Here is a 24,625-nt window from a genome sequence, read left to right on the forward strand (position 1 = left end):
CGTTGAACCACTTCTGCGTGCGCCCCGGTACTGCCGGCCCCGAGCCGCTCACACTCAGTGAAACGGGTGAACCCGAGGAACGCACGTGCCTGAATAATCGAATACAAGCACGGAAACCCCCCTTTGGGGTGAACTCACCTCAGGTATCCGCCAGTTCACCCTCTGTGCGTAAAGATTCACGGAGTCGAGGCCACCGGTGCCCGCGATGTCCCCCATTGGACGGCGCCGGCGGCTCCAAGTCTCTTGTGGGGGTTCCACCATCTTGAACAGCAACACCTTCCGCCTCGCTGCCCTTGCGGTCGCCGCCGCTCCCGTCGCGCTGCTGGTCGCCGTCCCGGCCCAGGCCGCCACCGCGACCACCGCCACGACCACCGGCGGCGGGAAGGCGAGCGCGGTAGTGCTCCGCACCGCACTCGACATCTCGCTCCTGAACAAGACGATCGATGTGCCGCTCAAGACCACGCTCAACGAGGTGCACGCCCCGGCCACCGCGAAGGAGACCGCGCTCAGCGTGCGGCTCGACGGCGTGGAGCACGGACAGCCGGTCAAGGTCCTGCGCGCGGATGTGGCGACGGCGAACGCGACCGTCGACAAGCACCGTGCCGAGGGCTACACGAACATCGCGAAGGCCCGGCTCCACCTGCCCGGACTGCCGTTGCTCTCGCTGATCGAGGTCGAGCAGATCACCACGAAGGCGGTCTGCGAGGTGGGCCACCGGCCGGTGGCCGAGGCGAACGTGCTGGGCCATGTGAAGGTGCTCGGCCGGCGCGTCACCCTCACCACCCAAGGCACCACCGAGATCAAGGTGCCCGGTGTCGGTGACGTGACGCTCGACCTGGCGAAGACGGACACGACCTCGCGCACCGCGGCGGCCACGGCGCTCCGGCTGAAGGTCTCGGTCAACCCGCTCAAGCTCAACGTCGCCGATGTGCAGGGCGAGGTCACACTCGCCGAGGCCACCTGCGAGACCCCGAAGGCGCCCGAGCCGGGCGGCTCCACGGGCGGTTCGTCAGACGGCGGCTCCTCGGACAGTGGTTCGTCCGACGGTGGTTCCGGTAACGGTGGTTCCGACAACGGAGGTTCGACCGACGGGGGCTCCAGCACCAACGGTTCCGGCAGCTCCGGCACTTCGGGCAACGGGGGTAGCTCGGGCAGCGGGGGCGGCAGCGGTTCCACCTCCGGTCACTCCGGTGGCGACTCCGGCGGCGGTGTGAAGACACAGACCGGAACCGGAACCGGCAACGCACCCGCGGCCACCGACGCCGACCTCGCGGAGACGGGCTCCAGCTCCACCACGCCGTACATCGCCGGTGGCGCGGCCCTGCTGCTGGCGGCCGGTGCGGGCGCCATGGTCGTGGCCAGGCGTCGTTCGCAGAACTGACATGCGGGGGAGTGAGTCAGGGCCCGAGGGGGCGGCCGGGGGGCCGTAGAAAACGGGGCGGGGAGCGGTGTTCCACGGACGGAGCACCGCTCCCCGTCCCTCGGCGCGATACCTGCCGGGCGGGACCGTCACCTGCTGACGGCGGTCAGCGCCTGGAGCGCCTGGTCGAGCACCTGCAGAAACCGGTTGGTCGTCGTACGGTCGCGCACGGCCAGCCGCAGCCAGTCGGTGCCCAGCCCCGGGAACGTGTCGCCGCGCCGGGCGGCGAAGCCCAGCATCCGCAGCCGCTCCCGTATCTCCGCGGCCCGTTCGAGCCGGATCAGGACGAACGGCGCCTCGGCCGGCTCCACCACCCGGATCTCGGTGAACTCGCGCAGCCCGGCGACCAGATGGCGCCGGTCCACCGCGATGCGCTCCGCGGCGGCCGCCGCCTCGGCCAGCGCGCTCGGCTCCACGCACGCCTCGGCCGCCGCCAGCGCGGGCGAGGAAACCGGCCACAACGGCTGCGCCTCCGCCAGCCTGCGCACGGTCTCCGGCGCGGCCGTGACGTAGCCGATCCGCAGCCCGGCGAGCCCCCAGGTCTTGGTGAGGCTGCGCAGGACCACGAGCCCGGGGACGTCCGTACGGGCGCACAGCGCCTCGCGCTCACCGGGCACCGCGTCCATGAACGCCTCGTCGACCACGAGCGTGCGCCCCGGGCGGGCCAGCTCCTCCAGGACGGCCGCGGGGTGCAGCACGGACGTCGGGTTGGTCGGATTGCCGACCACCACCAGATCCGCGTCATCGGGAACGGCGGCCGGATCCAGCCGGAAGCCGTCCTCGGCCCGCAGCAGCACCCGGCCCACCTCGTGCCCGGCCGCGCGCAGGGCGGCCTCGGGCTCGGTGAACTGGGGATGGACCACGACCGGCCGCCGGGCCGGCAGCGCGCGTGCGATCAGCACGAACGCCTCCGCCGCACCCGAGGTCAACAGGACCCGCTCGGGCGGCAGCCCGTGCCGTGCGGCGACCGCCGCGAGCGCGGGCCGCCCGTCCGGATAGGCGCAGAGCGCGCCCAGCGACGCGGCTATCCGCTCCTTCAGCCAGGCCGGTGGGGTACCGGCCCGTACGTTGACGGCGAGATCGGTCAGATCCCGGCCCCGTCCCCGTACCTCCGCGTCACCGTGATGCCGCAGATCGTGGGCGCCCGCGCCGGTCGCGTCGGGGCTCTCAGTGGGAGTGTGCATGACCGCCATGGTGGGGTGGGGGTGGGGGGAATGGCCGTCGTCGTCAGGGTGGGAGTACGGAAGAACGACTATGCGCCCCTCGACGGGCTTCACGCAACGGTCCGGACCCGACGGCGCGAGGTGCGTGACCGGCGGCAGGAGTGCCGTCGCCGCCCCCGCGACGGTGGGGTGCTCGCGCGGAGCCCGGCGGACGACGGCGCAGGTGACCATCGCCGCGCGCCCCTGCGGGCGCGACTTCCGCTTCGGCACGAGGAGTTCACCGCCCTCGGCGAGCGCGGCGGCCTCCGCCACCGAGGGCGTGCCGACGGCTGCGAGCGGTGCGCCGGACGGATGCGGAACCCCGACGCGGGCCAGCACCTCGGCGGCGTACGCCCGCAACGGCACACCGAGCTCGGCGGCGGCGGCCACGATCCCCGGCTCCCCGGCCCTGGCATCGACGGTCACCAACTCCGCGACGCTCAGCGGCGAGAGCCCCGCTCCGGCCAGAGCCTCCCGGATCAGCCCGACCACCTCGTCCCGCGGCGCGCCCCTGGACGCGCCGACGCCGACGGTCAGCGAGGCGGTCTCCGGCCCGGCCGTCGGCGGACCGGGAAGGCGACCGCAGGCGCTCTCGGTCATGGAACGGTCCTTCCGGGAGGAGTGATGGTGGCGCCCTGAGATGCGCGCACCGGGGTCAATCGGCTAGCAAGAGCCCATGGCGGTGTTCGTCGCGCTCGGCGCGTTCCTGATGACCCTGGCCGGTGGCTGGGTCGCCCAGCGCGTCACCGACCGCCGCCACCTCGTACTCGGCTTCGCCGGCGGACTGATGCTCGGCGTGGTCGGCCTGGACCTGCTGCCGGAGGCGATCGAGGCCGCCGGCGGCCTGGTCTTCGGGGTACCGGCGGCCCTGCTGCTGTTCGTCGGCGGCTTCCTGGTCGCCCACCTGGTGGAGCGGCTGCTCGCGGTACGCCAGGCCGCGCACGGGGCGGGCGAGGAACGGGTGCCCCAGGTCGGGCTGACGGCGGCGGCGGCGATGGTCGGCCACAGCCTGATGGACGGCGTGGCGCTCGGCGCGGCCTTCCAGGTCGGCGGCGGCATGGGCGCGGCCGTCGCGCTCGCCGTCATCACCCACGACTTCGCGGACGGCTTCAACACGTACACGATCACCAGCCTGTACGGGAACGCCCGCCGCAAGGCCCTCATGATGCTCTACGCGGACGCGGCGGCGCCCGTCGTCGGTGCGGCGACGACGCTGCTGTTCACCCTTCCGGCGGAACTCCTCGGCTGCTATCTCGGTTTCTTCGGCGGAGCGCTGCTCTACCTCGCCGCCGCCGAGATCCTGCCCGAGGCGCACCACGACCACCCGGCCCGTTCCACCCTGCTCTGGACGATTGCCGGAGTGGGCTTCATCTGGCTGGTCGTGGGCATCGCGGACTGACCTGCTCACCGCGCCGCGCCCCGTGCGCCGTCACCCGGCGCGAGCTCCGCCGGGACCTCCTGGCACCTCTGGACGAACCGGAGGGCCGTACCGGGCGCCGAGGCCCAGTGGGTGTGCAGGTAGCTCGCGTGCACGCCCCGGTGCACGAACCCCTCCACGCGCTTCTCCGGCCGGTGCATGCCCCACGCCGGCCGGTCCCCGGCGCCCGGCTCCAGCACGGTCCGGTGGAACTCGTGCCCGCGCATCCGGGTGCCGGCGGCCGCGAGCGCGCTGTCGGACAGGGCCACGGCCTCCCGGTAGCCGAGCGTCAGCCGCTGGGACATCCGCCCCTCGGCGCCCAGCACTCCGCACATCGGCAGCCCGTCGAGCGACCGCGCCAGATAGAGCAGCCCCGCACACTCGGCGGCCACCGGAGCCCCGGACGCCGCCAGCTCCGCGACAGCCTTGCGCAACGGCTCGTTGGCCGACAGACCGGGCCCGTACACCTCGGGGAACCCGCCCCCGATGACCAGCCCCGAAGTCCCTTCGGGCAGCGCCTCGTCCCGCAGCGGATCGAACGGCACCACCTCGGCCCCGGCGGCGGTGAGCAGCTCACTGTGCTCGGCGTAGGAGAAGGTGAACGCGGCCCCGGAGGCGACAGCGACACGCACCCGGCTCCCGCTCGGCCCCTCCGGCGGCCTGCTCGGCCCGGCCGGCGTCTGAGGAGCTGGTTCCGGGGCGGCGCCCCGGCCGAAGCCGCCCACCGCGCCCACCGCCCCGGCCGCGTCCCAGACCTCACCCGTCACCGGCGGCGCCGACCGCGCCAGAGCCATCAGCCCGTCCAGGTCGCACCCGGCCAGTACCTGCCCCGCCATCGCCGCGACAGCGGCCACCGCGTCGCCCCGCCGCTCCGCCACCGGCACCAGGCCCAGATGCCGCGACGGCACCGCCAGCTGCCCGGCCCGCCGCAGCGCCCCCAGCACCGGTACCCCGGACTCCTCCAGGGCCTCGCGCAGCAGCGCCTCGTGCCGGTCCGAGCCGACCTTGTTCAGGATCACCCCACCGATCCGCACCTGCGGGTCCCACGAGGCGAAACCGTGCACCAGCGCCGCCACCGACCGCGACTGCGACGACGCGTCCACGACCAGCACCACCGGTGCTCGCAGCAGCTTCGCGACATGCGCGGTGGACGCGAGTTCACCGAGCCCCGAGGCTCCGTCGTACAGCCCCATCACGCCCTCGACGACCGCCAGGTCACAGCCCAGCGCCCCGTGCGCGAACAGCGGGGCGATCAGCTCCGGCCCGCACATGTACGCGTCGAGATTGCGCCCCGGCCGCCCCGTGGCAAGGGTGTGGTAGCCCGGGTCGATGTAGTCGGGCCCCACCTTGTGCCCGGACACGGCGAGTCCGCGCCCGGCGAAGGCGGCCATCAGACCCGTCGCGACGGTGGTCTTGCCGCTGCCGGACGACGGCGCGGCTATGACCAGGCGCGGAATCGTCACCACTCGATGCCCCTCTGGCCCTTCTGCCCGGCGTCCATCGGGTGCTTGACCTTCGACATGTCGGTCACCAGGTCCGCCGCGTCCAGCAGCGCGGCGGGCGCGTTGCGCCCGGTGATCACGACGTGCTGCGAGCCGGGCCGGTCGCGCAGCACCTGGACCACCTCGTCGGTGTCGACCCAGCCCCAGTGCATCGGGTAGGCGAACTCGTCGAGCACGTACAGCCGGTGCGTCTCGGCGGCGAGGTCACGCTTGACCTGCTCCCAGCCCTCACGGGCCGCCGCCTCGTTGTCCAGCTGCTGGTCGCGCTGGACCCAGGACCAGCCCTCGCCCATCTTGTGCCAGACGACGGGCCCGCCCTCGCCGCTCGCGCCGAGCACCTTCAGCGCGTTCTCCTCGCCGACCTTCCACTTCGCGGACTTCACGAACTGGAAGACGCCGACCGGCCACCCCTGATTCCAGGCGCGCAGCGCCAGCCCGAAGGCCGCCGTCGACTTCCCCTTGCCGACGCCGGTGTGCACCATCAACAGCGGCCGGTTGCGGCGCTGCCGGGTGGTGAGTCCGTCGTCCGGCACACTTACCGGCTGTCCCTGCGGCACTATGCGGCCCTCCTGTTGTCGCCCTGAACGTCCTTGACCAGCCCGGCGATCGAGTCGGCCCGCAGCTCGTCGAGCGTGACGGCGGTGCCGCCCAGCTCAGCCGCGAGATCCGCCGCGAGGCCGAGCCGCACCGGCCCCGCCTCGCAGTCCACGACCACGGACGCGATGCCCTCCGCCTCGTGCAGCCGGGCCGCCCGCGCGGCCAGCGCCACCGGCTCCGGCCCGCCGGTCGCGCGCCCGTCGGTCACCACGACCAGCAGCGGCCGCCGCGACGGATCGCGCAGCCGCTCCACCCGCAGTACGTCATGGGCCTTCAGCAGCCCGGCGGCCACCGGCGTGCGGCCACCGGTGGGCAGCGTCTCCAGCCGCGCGGCGGCCGCGTCCACCGAGGAGGTCGGCGGCAGCACCACGGCCGCCTCCTTGCCCCGGAAGGTGATCAGCCCGACCTTGTCCCGCCGCTGGTAGGCGTCCATCAGCAGGGAGAGGACCGCGCCCTTCACCGCCGTCATGCGCTGCCGGGCCGCCATCGACCCCGACGCGTCCACGACGAACAGCACGAGGTTGCCCTCGCGCCCCTCCCGGGTGGCCTGCCGCAGATCGTCCCGCCGCACCACCAGGCCCGGCCCGGACCGGCCCCGCGCCCGCTGGTGCGGGGCGGCGGCCTGCACGGTGGCGGCCAGGTGCAGCTTGGTGAGCGCGCCCTGCGGACGCCGTGCGCCGGTGGTACGCCCGTGCTCGGTACGCGCCCGGGAGCGCCGCCCCGCCGCGCCCTCGCCCAGGCCGGGCACGCTCAGCATCTTCGTCCGGAACGGCTCGCCGGCCCGCACGGGCTGCTGCTCGCCGCCCCCGACGGGCTGCCCCTGCCCCGGCTCCCGCTCCTTGCCCTGCTCGGGCACGGACTGCTCGGGCCCCGGCCCCTCGGGCGTGTCGTCGGCGCCGTCTTCCGGCTGCGGCGGTGTGTCGGGCCCGTCGCCCTGCGGGGGCGGGCCGCCGCCACCGGGGCCGTCCGGGTCCGGATCCTCGTCCTCGCCGCGGTTCTGCTCCAGCGTGTCGTCGAGCTTGTCCTCGTCGAGCCCCGGCGCGTCGAACGGATTGCGCCGGCGCCGGTGGGGGAGCGCGAGCAGGGCGGCCTGCCGTACGTCCTCGGCCTGGACGTCGGTGCGCCCCGCCCAGGCGGCCAGTGCCGTGGCGGTCCTGGCCATCACGATGTCGGCCCGCATCCCGTCGACCTCGAAGGCCGCGCAGGTGGCCGCGATCTGCCGCAACGCCCCGTCACCGAGCCGCACTTGCGGCAGCAGTGCCCGCGCGGCCGTGATCCGGTCCCGCAGTGCGCCCTCCTCCTCGGCCCACCGGGCGGCGAAGGCGGCGGGGTCGTCGTCGTAGGCGAGCCGCCGGCGCACCACCTCGACCCGCAGATCGGTCTCGCGCGAGGCGGCGACCTCGACGGTCAGCCCGAACCGGTCCAGGAGCTGGGGCCTGAGCTCGCCCTCCTCCGGGTTCATCGTCCCGACGAGCAGGAAGCGCGCGGCATGCCGTACGGAGACGCCTTCGCGCTCCACGTACGAGGCGCCCATGGCGGCCGCGTCCAGCAGCAGGTCGACCAGGTGGTCGTGGAGGAGGTTGACCTCGTCCACGTACAGGATGCCGCGGTGGGCGTCCGCGAGGAGCCCCGGCTCGAAGGCCTTCACGCCCTCGGCCAGCGCCCGTTCGATGTCCAGGGCCCCGACGAGCCGGTCCTCGGACGCGCCGACGGGCAGCTCGACCGTCCGCGCCGCCCGTGACGCGCCGGGCGCCGGCTCGTGCGGGCCGTCGGGACACGCCGGGTCGGGCGATGCGGGGTCGCAGGAGAACCGGCACCCCGGGACGACGGACACCTCCGGCATCAGCGCGGCCAGCGCGCGCACGGCGGTGGACTTGGCGGTGCCCTTCTCGCCCCGCACCAGCACCCCGCCGACGGCCGGCGAGACGGCGTTGAGCAGCAGGCCGAGCCGGAGATCGTCCTGCCCGACGATGGCGGTGAAGGGGTACGGCGTACTCACAGGGCCTCCTTGGTGGCGGCGGTTTCCAGCGGTTCCGACGGGCGTTCGGGCCCCGGTGGCGGCTGCGGGGCGGGGACCGGTGTGCGGGGTCCCCGCACGGCCGGGCTCCCGGGGAGCGGGGGCGCTCCCGGCGGGATGAAGGGGAGTCCGGCGGGAGCGCCCGACTCGATGAGCCGCCACAGCGCGTCGGTGTCGGCGTGTTCCTCGATGAGGTCACCGAGGCGGTCGAGCTGCTCCTCGCGCAGTGCGGCGAAACAGGTGCCGGGGGCGGGGACGAAGCGGCGCCCCGCGGCCCGCGCGACCTCGGCCAGGAAGCGGCGGCGGAACGCGTCGCTCTCCAGCGAGCCGTGCCAGTGGGTGCCCCACACCGCGCCGGACCGGCAGCCGTCCAGGCGCCGCCCCCGTGCGTCGGTGAGGAACGGCTCGCCGCCGCGCACGTCCGCGACGCCGTGGTGGATCTCGTACCCCTCGACGGGGGCGCCGAGCGCCTCGCCGACCGGCCGGGCGAGGGTCTTCTCGCGGTCGAACCGCACGCGTACGGGGAGCAGGCCGAGCGCGTCGACCTGTCCGGCGCGCGACTCCACCTCGTCCTCGATGTGTTCGCCGAGGATCTGGTAGCCGCCGCAGATGCCGAGGACCGGGCGGCCCTCGGCGGCGCGCCGCAGCAGCGCGTCGGCAAGGCCGCGCTCGCGCAGCCAGGCCAGCGCCTTCACCGTGCCCCGGGTGCCGGGCACGATGACGAGATCGGCGTCGGACAGCTCCTCGGGACGGTCCACGAACCGCACCACGACGCCGGGTTCGGCGGCCAGCGCGTCGACGTCGGTGAAGTTCGACATCAGGGGCACCGCGCACACGGCGACGCGCAGGACGTCCTCGCCGTGCGGGGGCGCGACGACGGACTCGCGCACGGTGCCGCGCAGCGAGACCCGCAGCCCGTCCTCCTCGTCGATGCCGAGGCCGTGGGCGAACGGCAGCACTCCGTACGTGGGCCGCCCGGTGAGACCGAACAGCATGTCCAGGCCCGGCTCCAGCAGTGACACGTCACCGCGGAACTTGTTGACCAGGTAGCCGGCGATCAGTTCCTGGTCCTCGGCGGCGAGCAGCGCCGTCGTACCGAAGAACGAGGCGAAGACCCCGCCGCGGTCGATGTCCCCGACGACCACCACCGGGAAGCGGGCCGCCCGTGCGATGCCCATGTTCACGATGTCGGTGCGCCGGAGGTTGATCTCCGCCGGACTGCCCGCCCCCTCGCAGATCACCGCGTCATACGTGGACCGGAGCTGCTCCAGGCAGTCCACGACGGTGGACAGCAACTGCTCCTGCCTGCCGCCGTGGTAGCCGCGGGCGCTCATCTCACCGACCGCGCGCCCCATCAGGACGACCTGGCTGGAGCGGTCGCCGCCGGGCTTGAGCAGCACCGGGTTCATCAGCGCGGTCGGCTCCACCCGGGCGGCCTGGGCCTGCATGGCCTGGGCCCGGCCGATCTCGGCGCCCTCGCGGGTGACGAAGGAGTTGAGTGACATGTTCTGCGCCTTGAACGGCGCGACCTTCACCCCCTGGCGCACCAGCCAGCGGCAGATGCCCGCCGTGACGACGCTCTTGCCCGCGTCCGATGTGGTCCCGGCGACCAGCAGTCCGCCGCTCATGTCGGTCTCCGTCCTGAGGTGCGCGCACCCGGGGCAGGTGTGCCCGGACCGCGCGTCGAGGTGATCCGCCGTGCCGCGGCGCCCGCGCCCAGCCGGGCCGCCACGCTCACACCGAGGGCCAGCACGCCGATCCGGCGCGAGAGCCGTACGGCGCGTTCGATGTCCTTCGTCCCCACCGCCCGGCCGGCGGCGCCGTTGAGTACGGGGCGGTGCTCGACCCGGCCGCCGTAGGCGAGGGTGCCGCCGAGCCGTACGCCCAGCGCGCCCGCGAACGAGGCTTCCACCGGGCCCGCGTTGGGGCTCGGGTGCCGGTGGGCGTCCGTACGCCAGGCCCGCAGCGCACCCCGGGGCCGTCCCCCGGCGGCGACCGCGAGCAGCGCGGTCAGCCGGGCGCCGGGCCAGCCCACGAGGTCGTCGAGGCGGGCCGAGGCCCAGCCGTAACGCAGATGGCGGGGCGACCTGTGCCCGACCATCGCGTCCAGGGTGTTGGCGGCCCGGAAGCCGACGAGCCCGGGGACCCCGCCCAGCGCGCCCCACACCAGTGCGCCGACCACGGCGTCGGAGGTGTTCTCGGCGACGGACTCCACCACGGCACGGGCGATCTGCGGTCCGTCCAGGGACTGCGGGTCACGGCCGCACAGGCGGGGCAGCCGCTCGCGGGCCAGTTCGAGGTCGCCGGCGGCCAGCGCGCCGCCGATGGACCGGGCCTCGCGCCCGAGCGACGTACCGCCGACGACGGACCAGGTGGCGGCGGCGGTCAGGGCCACGGACGCGGCGGGACGGCGGCGCAGCGCACGGGCGGCCAGTGCCGCGCCTCCGGCGGTGCCTCCGGCGCAGACCAGGGTGTGCAGCGCGCCCCACCCGCGGTGGTCGCGCCACAGGCGGCGTTCGATGCCTGCCGCGGCCCGCCCGAAGGCGGCGACCGGATGTCCCCGGCGGGGGTCACCGAGCAGCAGATCACCGATCAGACCGGCCGTGGCGCCGTACGCGAAGATGCGATCGGCACGCACGGTTCAGCCGGCCGTCGCGCCTCGGACGCCCTTGGTGCGGGCAGCTGGCGGCGGGGGAGACAGGGATACGGACGCACGGCGGCCGGGCATGGCGATATGTCCTCACTCAGGGTCCGCGCCCTGGTTCGACGTGATCGGCGACCAGAGTCTCCTGGCTCCCGGATCCGCAGTACCCCCGGTCTTCCAGCCCACTTGGCGTGGACCGTGACTTCCGGTGGTGGGGGACTGCTCCCCGGTGACAGTGGCGGGACCGCGCCGGATTCGCACCGGCTTCCTCTGCTGTCGCCGTAATGGCTCCGGCAGTCCACCACGCTCCGCGAACGCCAGTCAACCTACCGTTGACCTGCGGCGGCGCAGTGTGCTGAGACCCACATCGGGCCGGCCGCACGCGAGGTGCGGCCGGCCCGATACGGCGGATGGTTCAGGTGCGGTGGGTCGGGGACTGCGGCTCAGGCGACGATCATGTAGATGCCGTAGGCCACCGCCGCCGCGCACAGCCCGAAGCAGGCGTACGCGCCCGCGCGGGCGAGCATCAGGGACCCGCCGGCCTGACCGCCCGGTGCGGCCGCCTCGGCCTGCCGGGAGAGGCCGACGATGCCCAGGGTGAAGAGGCCCACCAGCGCGACGGTGGCGACGAGAGAGACGCCGAAGACGGTGCCGAGGGCTGCCCAGTCGATGTTCATGGAGGATCTTCCTTACACCGTGGCAGGTCGTGCCGGGTCGGCGGCTACGGGCCCGGCCGGGGCCGGGATGGTGGTCTTGAGGTCATGCTGGGCCTGGGCCGCGGTGGGCGGCGGGCTGACGGCCGCGATGGCGGTGGTGACGACCCCGGCGGGTTCGGCGTTCCCGCCGGCCGTTGCGCCGTTCTGGCCGCCGGGCCCGACGTCGTCCTGGCCGACCGGCTTGCGGCGGGACAGGACCCAGATCGCTCCGGAGCCCGCGACCAGCAGCAGGGCGACGAGCACGACGCCCCAGGTGCCCTGCTTGGTGAGGAACTCCGCCCCCGCGCCGACCAGACCCGCGGCGGGCAGCGTCAGACCCCAGGCGACGAACATCCGGGTGGCGGTGGACCAGCGGACCACACCGCCCCGGCGGCCGAGGCCGGCGCCCATCACCGCACCCGAGCAGGACTGGGTGGTGGAGAGGGAGAAGCCGAGGTGCGAGGAGGCCAGGATGACCGTGGCCGCACTGGTCTGGGCGGCGAAGCCCTGCGGCGGCTTGAGCTCGGTGAGGCCGCTGCCCATGGTGCGGATGATGCGCCAGCCGCCCAGGTAGGTGCCGAGCGCGATGGCCAGACCGGCGCTGACGATGACCCAGACCGGCGGGTTCGCACCGGGGGAGAGCACCCCGCCGGTGACCAGGGCCAGCGTGATGATGCCCATGGTCTTCTGCGCGTCATTGGTGCCGTGGGCGAGCGAGACCAGCCCGGCGGAGGCGATCTGCCCGGCCCGGTAGCCCTTGGCGGTCGCCTTCTCCTGGGCGTCGTTACGGATCTTCCCGCCGATCCGGTAGGTCAGCCTGGTGGCCAGCAGTGCGGCCAGACCGGCGACGAACGGGGCGGCGACCGCGGGGAGCAGCACCTTGGTGACGACGGTGCCGCCGTCGACCGAGGACCAGCCCGCGGACATCACCGCGGCGCCGATCAGACCGCCGAAGAGGGCGTGCGAGGAGCTGGACGGCAGCCCGACCAGCCAGGTCAGCAGATTCCACAGGATGGCGCCGACGAGCGCCGCGAAGATGACCTCGGTTCTGAGGCCGTTCTCGTTGATGATCCCGCCGGAGATCGTCTTGGCGACCTCCACCGACAGGAACGCGCCGACGAGGTTGAGAACGGCGGACATCGCCACCGCTGTCTTGGGTTTGAGTGCGCCGGTCGAGATGGTGGTCGCCATCGCGTTGGCGGTGTCGTGGAAACCGTTCGTGAAATCGAACACTAGAGCTGTCACGATCACAATCGCGAGCAGCAGCGTGATGTGTTCCATTTACCCAGGCAATCGTTCGACGTCAGTGGCACGTGGAACGTAGGCAACCCGGGTGAACGGAAGATGAACTGAACAGGGCGTTGCGGTGACTCCAATCGGAGTGGCGATGCCCCGTTTGGCCGTGGTCCGACAGGGCGGGACGGGCGCCGGGCCGTGTGGGCCCGGAATCCGGGTCCGGCCGGCCTCCGGAAACAGGGCAGAAACATGGGCCGCTCATCAGTGGAAAGGATCTTCGTATGAGCGATCAGCGACAGGGTCCGGTCGAACAAGCCGTGGGCGTCGGACAAACCGCGGGCACCGGACGGGCCGGGGACGTCCGGCTGTCCGGGGACATCGGGCGGGCCTGGGGCGCGGTCGTCGCCACCGCCCGCCGGACGGCGGCCGACGGACTGGTCGTCGGCACCTCGGGCAACGTGTCGGCGCGAGTGGGCGGCACCGTCCTGGTCACCCCGAGCGGCGTGCCGTACGACCGGCTCCGCCCCCAGGACGCGGTCGGCGTCGATCTGGAGGGCAACCAGGTCCTCGGCGAGCTGGCCCCGACCAGCGAACTCCCGCTCCATCTCGCGGTCTACCGGAACACGACGGCGGCCGCCGTCGTGCACACCCACGCGGTGCACGCCACGGCCGTCTCCACGCTCGTCGCCGAAGTCCCGCCGATCCACTACGCGGCCGCACTGCTGGGCGGTCCCGTCCGGGTCGCCGCCTATGCCCGGTACGGCACCGACGAACTCGCCGCGAACATGCTGGCCGCCCTGCGGGACCGCACCGGCTGCCTGCTCGGCAACCACGGGACCGTCACCTACGGAGCAACCCTCGACGAGGCGTACGACCGCACCGCCCAGCTCGAATGGCTGTGCCGCCTCTGGCTCGCCGCGAGCGCCGTCCCCGGCCGCTCCCCGGCCCTGCTCACCCCGGACCAGCTGAGCGATGTCCGGGAGGCGCTGAAGGGGTACGGGCAGCCGGGCTGAGGCCGCCGGGGCGGGCGGCCTCGGCCCGGACGGCCCCCGCCCGCTGGCCGAGTGCGCGGGTGCCCATGAGACTGAGGGCGTGCGCCCGGTTACAGCGACGGCAGCAGTCGTCACCTCCCTCATCGGCGCCGGTGCGGCAGCGGTCGCGGCCGGCCGGTACGCCGGCGACGCCGCCCTCGGGGCGCCGTCCGGCCGTCCGTTCCCCGCCGACCGCAGACTCACCGTGCACGCGACGGCGGCGGGACAGGTCACCCTGACCCGTTCCTTCGCCGCGCTGCGCCCCGGCACCTACGGGCTGGCCGGTGACGACGTCCACGCCGTCGTCGGCCCGGTCATCGAGCAGGCCCACCAGGCCGCCGACACCGTCGTGCGCCGGCTGGAGCGCGTCAGCCACGGCACCCTGCGCCCCGGGGACAAGGTCCGCATCACACCCGAGGTGTACAGCGGCGACCCCACCGCGGCCCTCGGCCTCGGACACCGCGAGGTCGAGATCACCGGCGAACTCGGCGCCCTGCCCGCCTGGTTCGTGCCCGGCGCACGCGACACCTGGGTCATCACCGCGCACGGCATCGGCACCACCCGGGAACACCCCCTGAACCTGCTCCCCTTCCTGAACGGACAGCAGCTGCCGGTGCTCGACCTCGCCTACCGTGGCGACGCCGGAGCACCGCGCTCCCCGGACGGGCTCAGCCACCTCGGGGAGTCCGAATGGCGCGACCTGGACGCGGCCATCCGCTTCGCGGTCCGCTACGGCGCCGAGAAGGTCGTGCTGCACGGCTGGTCGACCGGCGCCTCCATGGCGCTCCACGCGTCCGCCAACTCCGCTCTCCGGGACCGGATCTGCGGCCTCGTCCTCGACTCCCCGGTCATGGACTGGGCCACCACCCTGCGCGCCCTGGCCGCCGCCCGAGGGGTGCCGTCCGCCCTGCGGCCGCTCGCCGTCCGGGCCGCCCAGGGGCAGACCGGGCTGAGCGGTGCCCGGCTCCTGGACACCTCGCTGCCCCGGACCCTGCACGTCCCCACTCTGATCTTCCACGGCCCCGACGACACCCTGGCGCCCTGGCAGCCCTCCAGGGTGCTCGCCGCCCGGCGCCCCGACCTGGTCGCCCTGCACCCCGTGGCACAGGCTCCGCATGCGGCGATGTGGAATGCCGACCCGGACTATTACGAGGAGACGCTGCGACGCTTCCTCACGCCCCTGATGTGAGCTGATGTGCCGCTTCGGCCGGTTGGTACCGGACGGTGCGCACCCCCCGGGACACCGGTGATCCGGGTTCCGTTTGGGCTTTCGGGCTGTCAGAGGCAAGACTGCTCCCCGTGACGTCCCGTACCCCGCGCGACTCCAGGCTGCGACTTGTCCGCCCGCGACCCCTCGCCACCGCTCACAAGGCCGTGATCACCCGGCGCACCAGGCCGGCACCCCGCCCGCCCGAGGGCACCCCGCCCAGGGCGGAACTGGCCCGCCAGGCCAGGACCGCTCTCGCCGACGCCGTGCGGATCGCCCGCTGGGCCGCCGGCGGCTCCCGCCCAGGCACCCCACCGCTGGCCCCCACGGCCCTCGAACGGGCCTCCTCGGAGCTGCAGTTGTCCCCGGGCCAGGTGCGGTCCGGCTGGGACCGGGCCCGGCTGGCCGGTCTCGTCGAACTGCACGGCGACACCGCACGGCCCGGCTGGCGGCTGCGCGCCTGGGACCGTGACGACTCCGCGGTGCTCCGCGGCTGGGTGGCGCTCTTCGACGCCTGGTCCCTCGTCCACCCCGCGCCGCGGGACATCGAGTCCACCGCGGTCGCGGAGGCCGTCGAGGCCGTGCCCCAGGTACTCTCCCTCCTCCAGCTCTCGGCGGGCCCGGTCACCGTGCCCGCCCTGCTCGACCTGCTGGGCCAGCGCGTCGCGGAACTCCACGAGGAGCGCTGCGAGGTGCCGTACGGGCCCCAGCCGCTGCCCGTCCCCGCCGAGGCCGCTCCCCCCGCCCACCCCGAGGCGCTGGTCGCCCTCCTCCTCGACTGGGCCCTGGAGGGGCTGGCCGCCGTCGGAGCGCTCACCCTCGGCTCCGGACACGCCACCCTCACCCCGCTCGGCAACTGGGCGGTCTGGGTCAAGCTGGAACAGATCTGCGTCGCCGCCCAGAGCCCGGCCGGGAACATCGAGCAGTCCGCCGCCGACATGCTGCTCGGCTGCGCCCGGCTCACCCCCGGACCGGCCCGCGCCGAGTACCGCGCCTGGCTGGCCGCCCGGCCCGTCGGCAGCGCCGTCGCGGAACTCCTCGCAGTGGCCCGCGGCCAGGACGCGCTGCTGCGCGGGCTCGCCTTCGAGGCGCTCCGGGTGGTCGGCGCACCCGCCGAGCCCGAGGTGCGCTCGGTGGTGGCCGACCCGTCGCTGCGCCCCTACGCGCTGCTGTGGCTCGCCGAGTACGACGGGGCCGACCCCGAGGACGCTCAGGACGTCCTCAGCCGCGAGGAGGCCACCTGGCTCTGGGTCGACACGGCGGCGGCCGTGGCCGACCACGGCGAGACCGCGCTGCTGGTCCGCCATCTCGACTCGGCCGTACAGGGCAGCGTCCCGGCCCTCCTCGACGAGGTGCGGGCCGTCGGCCATCCGCGTACCGTCCAGGTCCTGGTGGCGCTGGCCGCGGCCCACCCTGATCCCGCGCTCGCCAAGGCGGTCCGAAAGGCGGCCTTCCAGGTGCACACCGGCGGAGCCTGAGCGACCGGCCCGGCCGGCCCGGGGGGAGACCCCGGCCGGCCGGACCGCCGCCCCCGGGGTCCGCGGCCCGGGTCACGGGTCAGCCCGACGCCCCCGGGGAGTACGTACCGAAGGTCCACACGTTGCCCTCCGCGTCCCGTGCCATGTAGTCCCGCGAGCCGTAGTCCTGGTCGGTGGGCGGCATCAGGATCTCCACCCCGTGCTCCACCGCCCGCGCGTGGCGCGCGTCGATGTCGTCGACCACCACGTAGACACCGACCGGCCCGGACCCCCGCATCGCCTCCGCGAACCTCCCCTCGCGACCCTTGGAACCCAGCATCACCCTGCCGTTCCCGCAGGACAGCTCCGCATGCATCACGGTGCCGTCCTCGCCCTCGTACACCGCTTCCTCGGTGAAGCCGAGCGCCTCCGTCAGCGTCTTGATCGCGGCCTTCGCGTCGTCGTAGAGCAACGTCGGAAAGACCGACGGAACACCTGTCGTTGAGCCCGCCATCGTGCTCACCCCTTCTCGCCCGCTCAGGACCCCGCGCCTGACTCGTGTGTGATCTGTGTCTCAGTCTTCCACCGGGCACTGACAACGCCCTCCCGCGACGCCCGCGTCAGCGGAAGGTGTCGCAGCGGGCCGGGTCACCGCCGGTGAATCCGGTGGTGAACCACTGCTGCCGCTGCGCCGCCGAGCCGTGCGTCCAGGACTCCGGGGTGACCCGGCCCTGGAAGCGCTCCTGGATCCGGTCGTCCCCGACCGCCGCGGCCGCGTCGAGGCCGTCCCGGATGTCCGCCCGGGTCAGCTCGGTGATCAGCGGCCGGCCCGTGGCCCCGTCGGGCGTCGTCGTCGCGTGGTGCGCCCAGACCCCGGCGTAGCAGTCCGCCTGCAGCTCCACCCGCACCGCGTTGCTGTTCTCGCCGGTCCGCCCGTCCTGCGACCGGCCCAGCGTCCCCAGCTGGTTCTGCACGTGGTGCCCGTACTCATGTGCGACGACGTACGCCTGGGCGAAGGGTCCGCCGCTCGACCCGAACTTGGTCCGCAGCTCGTCGAAGAAGCCCAGGTCGAGGTAGACCTGCCGGTCCCCGGGGCAGTAGAACGGCCCCACGGCCGAGGTCGCGGAGCCGCAGGCGGTGCCGATCCGGTCGGTGAACAGCACCGTGCGGGCGTTCCCGTACGCCGCCCCGCGCCGGGCGAACTCCTGTTTCCAGTAGTCCTGGACGCTGTTGACCACCGCGACCGTCCGGCAGTCGTCCTTGGTGTTGGCGTCCCGGCCGGTCCGGCAGGACTGCTCGACCTGGGCTGCCGACGACGCGGTCGCCGTCGTCCCCGAGTCGCCCGAGGAGAGGCCGAGCTCGTCGGGGCCGACACCGAACAGCAGCCCAAGGATCAGCGCGATGACCGCCGCGATGCCGCCGCCCACGGTGGCCCTGCCGCCCGGGACGCGGCTGCCACGCACATCCCGTACCTCGGACGTGTCCAGATCGGCGTCGTCGTCGAACTGCATGGCACCACCCTCCGCTCCACGCGCGGCCGCGCACCGCCCTGCGCCGAGTATCAGATAGTTCACACCGCTATGCCCCTTATTGACTACGGAGGGGAGCCGGTCAGCAGCACACGGCGAGACCTCGGCGGCCGGGGCGGGAGCAGGCGGAAAAGCGATTGGACACCGCCAGTAGACTGGTCCTCATGGCAACTCTCCTTGTGCGTATGCGTGAGTAGCGGCGTCCGAGTCGTGAATCGCTAGGGTCTGCCCGCCTGCATCAGGCCGGGCTCGCGTGCAAACGACAGGCCCTGTCCGTACCTCCGCCGTCCATTCCGCCCTGGAGTTTTTCCCGTGATCACCGCCTCCGGCATCGAGCTGCGCGCCGGCGCCCGCATGCTTATCGAATCCGCCTCCTTCCGCATCGCCAAGGGCGACCGCATCGGCCTCGTCGGCCGCAACGGGGCGGGCAAGACCACCCTCACCAAGTGCCTCGCGGGCGAGGGAACCCCGGCCGGCGGCACCATCACCCGCTCCGGCGAGGTCGGCTACCTCCCGCAGGACCCGCGCACCGGCGACCTCGACGTGCTCGCCCGCGACCGCATCCTCTCGGCCCGAGGCCTCGACGAGACCCTCCGCAAGATGCGCGAGAACGAGGAGCGGATGGCGAACGGCAAGGGCGCCACCCGCGAGAAGGCGATGAAGAAGTACGAGCGCCTGGAGACGGAGTTCCTCACCAAGGGCGGATACGCCGCCGAGGCCGAGGCCGCCACCATCGCCGCGGCCCTCAGCCTGCCCGACCGGGTGCTCGCCCAGCCGCTCCACACGCTCTCCGGCGGTCAGCGCCGCCGCGTCGAGCTGGCCAGGATCCTCTTCTCGGACGCCGACACCCTGCTCCTGGACGAGCCCACCAACCACCTCGACGCCGACTCGATCGTCTGGCTGCGCGACTACCTCAGGAGCTACCGGGGCGGCTTCATCGTGATCTCCCACGATGTCGAGCTCGTCGAGACCGTCGTCAACAAGGTCTTCTACCTCGACGCCAACCGCTCGCAGATCGACGTCTACAACATGGGCTGGAGGCTCTACCAGCAGCAGCGCGAGGCCGATGAGAAGCGCCGCAAGCGCGAGCGGCAGAACGCCGAGAAGAAGGCCGCGACGCTCAACGCCCAGGCCGACAAGATGCGCGCCAAGGCCACCAAGACCGTGGCCGCCCAGAACATGGCCAAGCGCGCCGACCGGCTGCTCTCCGGCCTGGATGCCGTACGCGTCTCCGACAAGGTCGCCAAGCTGCGCTTCCCCGACCCGTCCCCGTGCGGCAAGACCCCGCTGATGGCGGAGGGGCTCTCCAAGTCCTACGGGTCGCTGGAGATCTTCACCGATGTCGACCTCGCCATCGACAAGGGCTCCCGGGTCGTCATCCTCGGCCTCAACGGTGCGGGCAAGACCACCCTGCTCCGCCTCCTCGGCGGCGCGGAGAAGGCCGACACCGGCGACGTCATCGAGGGCCACGGGCTCAAGCTCGGCTACTACGCCCAGGAGCACGAGACCCTCGACCCGAACCGCACCGTCCTGGAGAACATGCGCTCCGCGGCCCCCGACCTCGACCTGGTCGCGGTCCGCAAGACGCTCGGCTCGTTCCTCTTCTCCGGTGACGACGTCGACAAGCCCGCCGGCGTGCTCTCCGGCGGCGAGAAGACCCGGCTCGCCCTGGCGACGCTGGTGGTCTCCTCCGCCAACGTGCTCCTGCTCGACGAGCCCACCAACAACCTCGACCCGGCCAGCCGCGAGGAGATCCTCGGCGCGCTGCGCACGTACAAGGGCGCCGTCGTCCTGGTCACGCACGACGAGGGCGCGGTCGAGGCGCTCCAGCCCGAGCGCATCATCCTGCTGCCCGACGGGGTCGAGGACCTGTGGGGTGCGGACTACCGGGACCTGGTCTCGCTGGCCTGACCCGGCGCGGCCGTCCATTGATCCACTCCCACTGGATCATTCGGCCTACGCGTGATCCATCATCTGCGTGAGTACGTCTCGTACCTCGGCGCGGCGCCCGGCAGATACCTGCCGGGCGCACCCATTTCCGGGCGGAAATCCCGCGCGGCCCTGACCTGGACGTTTTTCCCGGGGCGTTCTCCGCAGGCCCCCAGCAGCCCGGCGGAATGCGAGATTCCGATCAGTCCGGCGCACTCCCGGGGCGTGAATCCGGTTGCACAGACCTTGCCGAATGGGTGGCCAGGAAGCGCGGGAGGGGTGATCATGAGAGTCCAGAGCGCACTTCCCACGAGGAGGCACGGGTGGCCGAGACTCTGAAGAAGGGCAGCCGGGTAACCGGCGCCGCGCGCGACAAGCTCGCGGCAGACCTGAAGAAGAAGTACGACTCCGGTGCGAGCATCCGGGCGCTGGCCGAGGAAACCGGCCGCTCCTACGGGTTCGTCCACCGGATGCTCAGTGAGTCCGGAGTGACGCTGCGGGGACGCGGCGGCGCGACACGAGGCAAGAAGGCCGCAGCGGCCTGACAGCCGTCGGCGGACCGGCGCGGATCGCCTGATCCGCTCCGGGGCCCAACGGTTCGGTGGTGGTCACCCGGTCGATCGTGCGGTCGACCGGGTGGTTACTGTTCAGTCACTTAGCTCTCTGCTGACTGCACTGACCGCACCCCGATCCGGAGGCGCTTCATGACCTCGCTCGACACTGTGCTCGACAAGGACGGCGTACGACTCACCGTCGACGACGCGGTTGCCACGGTGACCCTCACCAATCCGGCCAAGCGCAACGCTCAGTCCCCCGCTCTGTGGCGGGCGTTGACAGAGGCCGGACGGGCCCTGCCCGGCAGTGTGCGGGTCGTCGTGCTGCGTGGCGAAGGTGTGTCCTTCTCCGCCGGGCTCGACCGCCAGGCGTTCACCCCCGAGGGTTTCGACGGCGAGCCGTCCTTCCTCGACATGGGGCGTGGCCCCGAGGCCGAGCTCGACGCGGTCATCGCCGAGTACCAGGACGCGTTCACCTGGTGGCGTCGCAACGACCTCGTGTCGATCGCGGCGGTCCAGGGACACGCCATCGGTGCGGGCTTCCAGCTCGCCCTCGCCTGCGATCTGCGGATCGTCGCCGAGGACGTGCAGTTCGCCATGCGCGAGACCAGCCTCGGTCTGGTTCCCGACCTCACCGGCACGCACCCCCTGGTGCACCTGGTGGGGTACGCACGCGCGCTCGAAATCTGCGCCACCGGACGCTTCGTGCACGCGGCGGAGGCCGAGCGCACCGGCCTGGCCAACCTCGTGGTGCCCGCCGGGGATCTCGACGGAGCCGCCCGCGACCTGGCCGGCGCCCTGCTGGCCGCCCCGCGCGACGCCCTCGTCGAGACCAAGGCGCTGCTGAGCGGCGCCCTCTCGCGGACGTACGAGGAGCAGCGCACCGCCGAACGGGCCGCGCAGGGCCGTCGGCTGCGCGATCTGGCCGGCAGCTCCGACTGACCTCACCCGGCCGGGGGCACGCCGCCTCCGGCCTTCCGGCTCTCCGGCGCACCCGGCTCGGCCGGGGCCCCCGTCACCGCCGTGACCAGCACCGCGACCGGCGGATGCCCGTCCACCGCCTCCGTCACCGCCGCCCGCACCGCCAGTGCCACGTCGAGCGCGCGGTGGCTGTCGTCCGTGGCCAGCTCGACCCGGACGTGATCCGCGCCCGTGTGCACCGCCGGGCCCAGCACCCGGGTCAGCGCGAAGACACCGGGCACCCCCGCGGCCGCCCGGCCCGCTGTGCCCTCGGGCGTCGCCGGGCGCACCGCGGCCGGCTCCGGCTCGGCCCGCTCCGGCTCGGTGTCCAGCAACTCCGTCACCTGCAGATCCACCTCGCCGACCACCAGGCCGAGCCGCCGCGAGGCCGCCGCCAGCAGGGCCGCGCGCAGCGCCGCCGCGGCGACGGGCAGGGGCTGGTCCGCCGTCGCCGCCATGGTCGCCTCGATCCGCAGCGGGCCCGGCCCCAGCGCACTCGGCGGCGACGGTACCCGTGGCGCGGGGGCCGCCCCCGGATCGGCCACCGCGATCCTCAGCTCCCCGAGCACCGGCCCCGGCCCCGGGGCGCGTACGGCCCGGCGGAGCACCGCGACCGCGGCCCGTTCCGAGATCCAGGCCCCGTCCGCCGGACCGCCCAGAGGGAGCAGTCGGCCCAGGCCGAGTCGTTGCCGAACCGCAGCCGTCCATCCGTCGGCCCTGTGCGGGCTGTCAGCCGTCGTCATTCCCTCAGCCTGCCGCATCCACGGCGCGAGACGGGGCAAGCGCACTTAATGTGGGCAATGAAGTCCATTCCTGCCCCGAAGGGAAGAACGGCGATGACCGAGACCCCACAGCGGAACCGGCCAGAGAACCCCGACAAGGACGCGAGTTCGTCACTGACCAAGCGTGGCGGGGGAGACCCCGGCACTCGCGGCCGTACGACGATCGCGGACGGAGTGGTGGAGAAGATCGCCGGAATGGCGGCACGCGATGTGGTCGGCGTGCACGCGATGGGCAGCGGCCTCTCGCGTACCTTCGGCGCGGTGCGCGACCGGGTGCCCGGCGGCGGCAAGTCCGTCACCCGGGGCGTGAAGGCCGAGGTCGGTGAGTCGCAGACCGCCCTCGATCTGGAGATCGTCGTCGACTACGGCGTGTCGATCGCCGATGTCGCCCGTGACGTACGCGAGAACGTTGTCGCGGCGGTGGAGCGGATGACGGGTCTCGAAGTCGTCGAGGTCAACATCGCGGTGAGCGATGTGAAGCTGCCCGACGAGGAGGACGACGACGATCAGCCCGAGCCACGTCTCCAGTAGTCCTCCGGTCCGAGGTAGTTGAGGAGCGCACGATGAGCATGGCTGTGGTCGGCATGGTGGCGGGCATGGCGCTCGGATTCGCCGGGTACTTCGGCGGGTTCGGGGCCTTCCTGCTGGTGGCCGCGTTGGGGGCGGTCGGCTTCATCGCCGGCCGCTTCCTGGACGGTGACCTGGAGCCCGGCGACTTCTTCCGGAGTCGCGATCGCGGCGACCGACGGCGGTGACGGCCGTGTCGGGGGCGAGCGACCGGGTCGCCGCCGGGGAGCGCGGCGAGACCCGGATCGCCGACCGGGTGGTCGCGAAGATCGCCGCCCAGGCGGCGAAGGAGGCCGTCGACGAGCTGCCCGAGGAGGGCGCGTCGCCGCGCGCCACGGTCACGGTGCACCGGGACACCGCCCGGGTGCGGGTGAGCCTCGAGCTCGGATACCCCAGCGACATCGGCCGTCAGTGCGGCGCGGTGCGTCAGCGGGTCGCGATGCGGGTAAAGGCGTTGGCGGGGATGGAGGTGCCCGAAGTGGCCGTACAGGTCGAGCGCCTGCACCCCTCAGGAGCGAGCCTCGCGGCGCAGGGGAGGATCCGATGACCGAGCCCCAGAACCCGGAACACAGTACGCAGCGTCTGCCCACGGTCGAGCCGGTGGAACACGGTGACGTGCTCGAACTGGACCAGTCGGCGTCGTCCGCCGCCTACGACCCGGTAGCCGCCAAGGAGCGGGGCGAGGGCGGCGGCGGGCGCTTCTGGTCGGCCCGCCGCGTTCCGGCGGGCATCCTGGCCCTGGTGGTACTCGGCGGCTCCGGACTCCTGCTGTACGACGTGGCGGCGGTCCGGGCCGGGCACCCGGCGATGCAGTGGCGCCGCACGCTGGCCGACGAGCTGGCGCGGCGGCCGTTGGACGACGTCTGGGTGCTGACCGGTGCGGCGGTCGCGGCGGCGGTCGGCCTGTGGCTGATCGTCCTCGCGCTCACGCCCGGACTCCGCGACCTGCTGCCGATGCGCCGCGACCACCCGGGTGTCCGGGCCGCGCTCGACCGGACAGCGGCCGCGACGGTCCTGCGCGACCGGGCCGTCGAGGTGTCCGGCGTGCAGTCGGTCCGGGTCCGGATGGGCCGGCGCAAGGTGGGGGTGCGGGCCGTCTCGCACTTCCGTGAACTCGACGACGTACGGGCCGACCTGGACACCGCGCTCTCCACGGGGATCGGGGAACTCGGACTGTCCAGGCCGCCGGGCCTGTCCGTCCATGTCCGCCGTCCGGCGAAGAAGGGGTGAGCGGCGTGATCGGGACCGTCAACCGGGTACTCCTCGGCCTCGCCGGACTGGTGCTGGTCTGCGTGGGCAGCGGAGTGCTGGCCGCGGCCACCGGGCTCTCCGTACCGTCCTGGTGGCCCTGGTCCGGCAAGAACGACGTACTGCTCAGCGAGGCCGACCGGGAGCGCTGGCGCTCGGACGGCTGGTGGTGGCCGACGGTGATCGCGGTCCTCGCCGTCATCGTCGTGCTCGCCCTGTGGTGGCTGCTGGCCCAGCTGCGCCGGGCCCGGCTCTCCGAAGTGCTGGTGGACAGCGGGGACGGCGAGGGCGCCCTGCTGCGCGGGCGGGCCCTGGAGGGTGTGCTCGCCGCGGAGGCGGGCGGCCTGGACGGTGTGGCCCGCGCCCAGGTCGTACTGACCGGGAAGCGCAGCGCACCGCAGGCCAGGATCCGGCTGCTGATGGAGCCGCACGCGGCGCCGGACGAGGCGCTGGGCCGGCTGTCCGACGAGGCGCTGGCCCATGCCAGGGACTCCGCGGGGCTGGCCCGACTGCCCGCCGAGGTGCGGCTGAGGGCGGTCAAGCACCGCGCGGAGCGGGTGAGCTGACGGGCAGGGACCCGCAGGGCGGGCCGGAGACGAGGTCTCCGGCCCGCTCTCCCGGGTATCCGCGC

Annotated in this window: 24 protein-coding genes and 1 riboswitch; of the genes, 13 read left to right on the plus strand and 11 right to left on the minus strand. The window is 73.5% G+C overall.

The window, feature by feature from the left end:
* The first annotated feature begins 262 nt into the window (after nt 1-262).
* Nucleotides 263-1,381 (plus strand): SCO1860 family LAETG-anchored protein, encoded by a 1,119-nt coding sequence (locus tag ACGFU6_RS36015; protein WP_393616776.1) that lies wholly within the window; start codon nt 263-265, stop codon nt 1,379-1,381.
* Between the two features lie 128 nt (nt 1,382-1,509).
* On the opposite strand, the gene cobC is transcribed toward ACGFU6_RS36015, so the two are convergent.
* On the minus strand, nt 1,510-3,222 hold the full coding sequence (cobC, locus tag ACGFU6_RS36020; protein WP_393616777.1) for an Rv2231c family pyridoxal phosphate-dependent protein CobC: 1,713 nt from the start codon (nt 3,220-3,222) through the stop codon (nt 1,510-1,512).
* A gap of 76 nt (nt 3,223-3,298) precedes the next feature.
* Between cobC and ACGFU6_RS36025 the strand changes: the two genes are divergently transcribed.
* Entirely contained in the window at nt 3,299-4,021 is a 723-nt protein-coding gene (locus tag ACGFU6_RS36025) for a ZIP family metal transporter (RefSeq protein ID WP_393616778.1), read from the plus strand.
* Between the two features lie 5 nt (nt 4,022-4,026).
* On the opposite strand, the gene ACGFU6_RS36030 is transcribed toward ACGFU6_RS36025, so the two are convergent.
* The 7 genes from ACGFU6_RS36030 to ACGFU6_RS36060 form a co-directional block, all read right to left on the minus strand.
* Nucleotides 4,027-5,505 carry a cobyrinate a,c-diamide synthase gene (locus tag ACGFU6_RS36030; protein WP_393616779.1) on the minus strand — a complete coding sequence of 493 codons (1,479 nt, stop codon included), beginning with the start codon at nt 5,503-5,505 and terminating at the stop codon, nt 4,027-4,029.
* Nucleotides 5,499-6,098: a cob(I)yrinic acid a,c-diamide adenosyltransferase gene (cobO, locus tag ACGFU6_RS36035; RefSeq protein ID WP_393616780.1), complete on the minus strand. Its 600-nt coding sequence runs from the start codon at nt 6,096-6,098 to the stop codon at nt 5,499-5,501. The genes ACGFU6_RS36030 and cobO overlap by 7 nt, the downstream gene beginning before the upstream one ends.
* On the minus strand, nt 6,098-8,137 hold the full coding sequence (locus ACGFU6_RS36040) for a putative cobaltochelatase (protein WP_393616781.1): 2,040 nt from the start codon (nt 8,135-8,137) through the stop codon (nt 6,098-6,100). Before ACGFU6_RS36040 ends, cobO begins: the two co-directional genes overlap by 1 nt.
* Nucleotides 8,134-9,783, minus strand: coding sequence for a cobyric acid synthase (locus tag ACGFU6_RS36045; protein ID WP_393616782.1), 1,650 nt, complete (start codon nt 9,781-9,783; stop codon nt 8,134-8,136). The genes ACGFU6_RS36040 and ACGFU6_RS36045 overlap by 4 nt, the downstream gene beginning before the upstream one ends.
* Nucleotides 9,780-10,793, minus strand: a complete 1,014-nt coding sequence (locus tag ACGFU6_RS36050; protein ID WP_393616783.1) for a cobalamin biosynthesis protein — start codon at nt 10,791-10,793, stop codon at nt 9,780-9,782. Before ACGFU6_RS36050 ends, ACGFU6_RS36045 begins: the two co-directional genes overlap by 4 nt.
* 144 nt (nt 10,794-10,937) lie before the next feature.
* A riboswitch (cobalamin riboswitch) is annotated at nt 10,938-11,071 on the minus strand.
* A gap of 171 nt (nt 11,072-11,242) precedes the next feature.
* Nucleotides 11,243-11,476 (minus strand): hypothetical protein, encoded by a 234-nt coding sequence (locus tag ACGFU6_RS36055; RefSeq protein ID WP_393616784.1) that lies wholly within the window; start codon nt 11,474-11,476, stop codon nt 11,243-11,245.
* Nucleotides 11,477-11,488: 12 nt separating this feature from the next.
* Complete coding sequence (locus tag ACGFU6_RS36060) at nt 11,489-12,775, minus strand: anion permease (protein ID WP_393616785.1); 1,287 nt, start codon at nt 12,773-12,775, stop codon at nt 11,489-11,491.
* 236 nt (nt 12,776-13,011) lie between these two features.
* Here ACGFU6_RS36060 and ACGFU6_RS36065 point away from each other — a divergent pair, with 236 nt between their 5' ends.
* From ACGFU6_RS36065 to ACGFU6_RS36075, 3 genes are all read left to right on the plus strand, one after another.
* Nucleotides 13,012-13,743, plus strand: coding sequence for a class II aldolase/adducin family protein (locus ACGFU6_RS36065; RefSeq protein WP_393616786.1), 732 nt, complete (start codon nt 13,012-13,014; stop codon nt 13,741-13,743).
* Nucleotides 13,744-13,822: 79 nt separating this feature from the next.
* Entirely contained in the window at nt 13,823-14,950 is a 1,128-nt protein-coding gene (locus tag ACGFU6_RS36070; protein WP_393616787.1) for an alpha/beta hydrolase, read from the plus strand.
* A gap of 185 nt (nt 14,951-15,135) precedes the next feature.
* Entirely contained in the window at nt 15,136-16,446 is a 1,311-nt protein-coding gene (locus tag ACGFU6_RS36075; protein WP_393616822.1) for a hypothetical protein, read from the plus strand.
* A 79-nt stretch (nt 16,447-16,525) separates the two neighbouring features.
* Here the strand turns inward: ACGFU6_RS36075 and ACGFU6_RS36080 are convergent, their stop codons facing one another.
* Complete coding sequence (locus ACGFU6_RS36080) at nt 16,526-16,939, minus strand: VOC family protein (RefSeq protein ID WP_393616788.1); 414 nt, start codon at nt 16,937-16,939, stop codon at nt 16,526-16,528.
* Between the two features lie 106 nt (nt 16,940-17,045).
* Nucleotides 17,046-17,936 (minus strand): neutral zinc metallopeptidase, encoded by an 891-nt coding sequence (locus ACGFU6_RS36085; protein WP_393616789.1) that lies wholly within the window; start codon nt 17,934-17,936, stop codon nt 17,046-17,048.
* Between the two features lie 330 nt (nt 17,937-18,266).
* Between ACGFU6_RS36085 and ACGFU6_RS36090 the strand changes: the two genes are divergently transcribed.
* From ACGFU6_RS36090 to ACGFU6_RS36100, 3 genes are all read left to right on the plus strand, one after another.
* Nucleotides 18,267-19,865, plus strand: coding sequence for an ABC-F family ATP-binding cassette domain-containing protein (locus ACGFU6_RS36090; protein ID WP_393616790.1), 1,599 nt, complete (start codon nt 18,267-18,269; stop codon nt 19,863-19,865).
* Nucleotides 19,866-20,206: 341 nt separating this feature from the next.
* A complete protein-coding gene (locus tag ACGFU6_RS36095; RefSeq protein ID WP_007263382.1) occupies nt 20,207-20,428 on the plus strand; it encodes a helix-turn-helix domain-containing protein in 222 nt (73 codons plus the stop codon).
* 159 nt (nt 20,429-20,587) lie between these two features.
* Complete coding sequence (locus ACGFU6_RS36100; RefSeq protein ID WP_393616791.1) at nt 20,588-21,379, plus strand: enoyl-CoA hydratase/isomerase family protein; 792 nt, start codon at nt 20,588-20,590, stop codon at nt 21,377-21,379.
* Nucleotides 21,380-21,381: 2 nt separating this feature from the next.
* Here ACGFU6_RS36100 and ACGFU6_RS36105 read toward each other — a convergent pair whose 3' ends face one another.
* A complete protein-coding gene (locus ACGFU6_RS36105) occupies nt 21,382-22,140 on the minus strand; it encodes a hypothetical protein (protein ID WP_393616792.1) in 759 nt (252 codons plus the stop codon).
* A gap of 93 nt (nt 22,141-22,233) precedes the next feature.
* Here ACGFU6_RS36105 and ACGFU6_RS36110 point away from each other — a divergent pair, with 93 nt between their 5' ends.
* The 5 genes from ACGFU6_RS36110 to amaP are packed head-to-tail and all read left to right on the plus strand — an operon-like array spanning nt 22,234 to nt 24,560.
* Complete coding sequence (locus tag ACGFU6_RS36110) at nt 22,234-22,710, plus strand: Asp23/Gls24 family envelope stress response protein (protein ID WP_390092481.1); 477 nt, start codon at nt 22,234-22,236, stop codon at nt 22,708-22,710.
* A 32-nt stretch (nt 22,711-22,742) separates the two neighbouring features.
* Nucleotides 22,743-22,934: a hypothetical protein gene (locus tag ACGFU6_RS36115; protein ID WP_073735273.1), complete on the plus strand. Its 192-nt coding sequence runs from the start codon at nt 22,743-22,745 to the stop codon at nt 22,932-22,934.
* On the plus strand, nt 22,931-23,293 hold the full coding sequence (locus tag ACGFU6_RS36120; RefSeq protein ID WP_393616793.1) for a hypothetical protein: 363 nt from the start codon (nt 22,931-22,933) through the stop codon (nt 23,291-23,293). Before ACGFU6_RS36115 ends, ACGFU6_RS36120 begins: the two co-directional genes overlap by 4 nt.
* Nucleotides 23,290-23,976, plus strand: a complete 687-nt coding sequence (locus tag ACGFU6_RS36125) for a DUF6286 domain-containing protein (protein WP_393616794.1) — start codon at nt 23,290-23,292, stop codon at nt 23,974-23,976. Before ACGFU6_RS36120 ends, ACGFU6_RS36125 begins: the two co-directional genes overlap by 4 nt.
* On the plus strand, nt 23,973-24,560 hold the full coding sequence (amaP, locus tag ACGFU6_RS36130) for an alkaline shock response membrane anchor protein AmaP (RefSeq protein ID WP_393616795.1): 588 nt from the start codon (nt 23,973-23,975) through the stop codon (nt 24,558-24,560). Before ACGFU6_RS36125 ends, amaP begins: the two co-directional genes overlap by 4 nt.
* Nucleotides 24,561-24,625: the final 65 nt, after the last annotated feature.

It is taken from the genome of Streptomyces sp. NPDC048462 (assembly GCF_043200175.1).
Classification (GTDB): domain Bacteria; phylum Actinomycetota; class Actinomycetes; order Streptomycetales; family Streptomycetaceae; genus Streptomyces.

Excerpts from the sequence above, each read along its gene's own strand:
- cobC (WP_393616777.1), bottom strand. The coding sequence starts at position 3,222 with ATGACCGAGAGCGCCTGCGGTCGCCTTCCCGGTCCGCCGACGGCCGGG.
- ACGFU6_RS36085 (WP_393616789.1), bottom strand. The coding sequence starts at position 17,936 with ATGCAGTTCGACGACGACGCCGATCTGGACACGTCCGAGGTACGGGAT.
- ACGFU6_RS36105 (WP_393616792.1), bottom strand. The coding sequence starts at position 22,140 with ATGACGACGGCTGACAGCCCGCACAGGGCCGACGGATGGACGGCTGCG.
- ACGFU6_RS36080 (WP_393616788.1), bottom strand. The coding sequence starts at position 16,939 with ATGGCGGGCTCAACGACAGGTGTTCCGTCGGTCTTTCCGACGTTGCTC.
- ACGFU6_RS36110 (WP_390092481.1), top strand. The coding sequence starts at position 22,234 with ATGACCGAGACCCCACAGCGGAACCGGCCAGAGAACCCCGACAAGGAC.
- ACGFU6_RS36060 (WP_393616785.1), bottom strand. The coding sequence starts at position 12,775 with ATGGAACACATCACGCTGCTGCTCGCGATTGTGATCGTGACAGCTCTA.
- ACGFU6_RS36100 (WP_393616791.1), top strand. The coding sequence starts at position 20,588 with ATGACCTCGCTCGACACTGTGCTCGACAAGGACGGCGTACGACTCACC.
- ACGFU6_RS36065 (WP_393616786.1), top strand. The coding sequence starts at position 13,012 with ATGAGCGATCAGCGACAGGGTCCGGTCGAACAAGCCGTGGGCGTCGGA.
- ACGFU6_RS36115 (WP_073735273.1), top strand. The coding sequence starts at position 22,743 with ATGAGCATGGCTGTGGTCGGCATGGTGGCGGGCATGGCGCTCGGATTC.
- ACGFU6_RS36125 (WP_393616794.1), top strand. The coding sequence starts at position 23,290 with ATGACCGAGCCCCAGAACCCGGAACACAGTACGCAGCGTCTGCCCACG.
- ACGFU6_RS36025 (WP_393616778.1), top strand. The coding sequence starts at position 3,299 with ATGGCGGTGTTCGTCGCGCTCGGCGCGTTCCTGATGACCCTGGCCGGT.
- ACGFU6_RS36055 (WP_393616784.1), bottom strand. The coding sequence starts at position 11,476 with ATGAACATCGACTGGGCAGCCCTCGGCACCGTCTTCGGCGTCTCTCTC.
- ACGFU6_RS36045 (WP_393616782.1), bottom strand. The coding sequence starts at position 9,783 with ATGAGCGGCGGACTGCTGGTCGCCGGGACCACATCGGACGCGGGCAAG.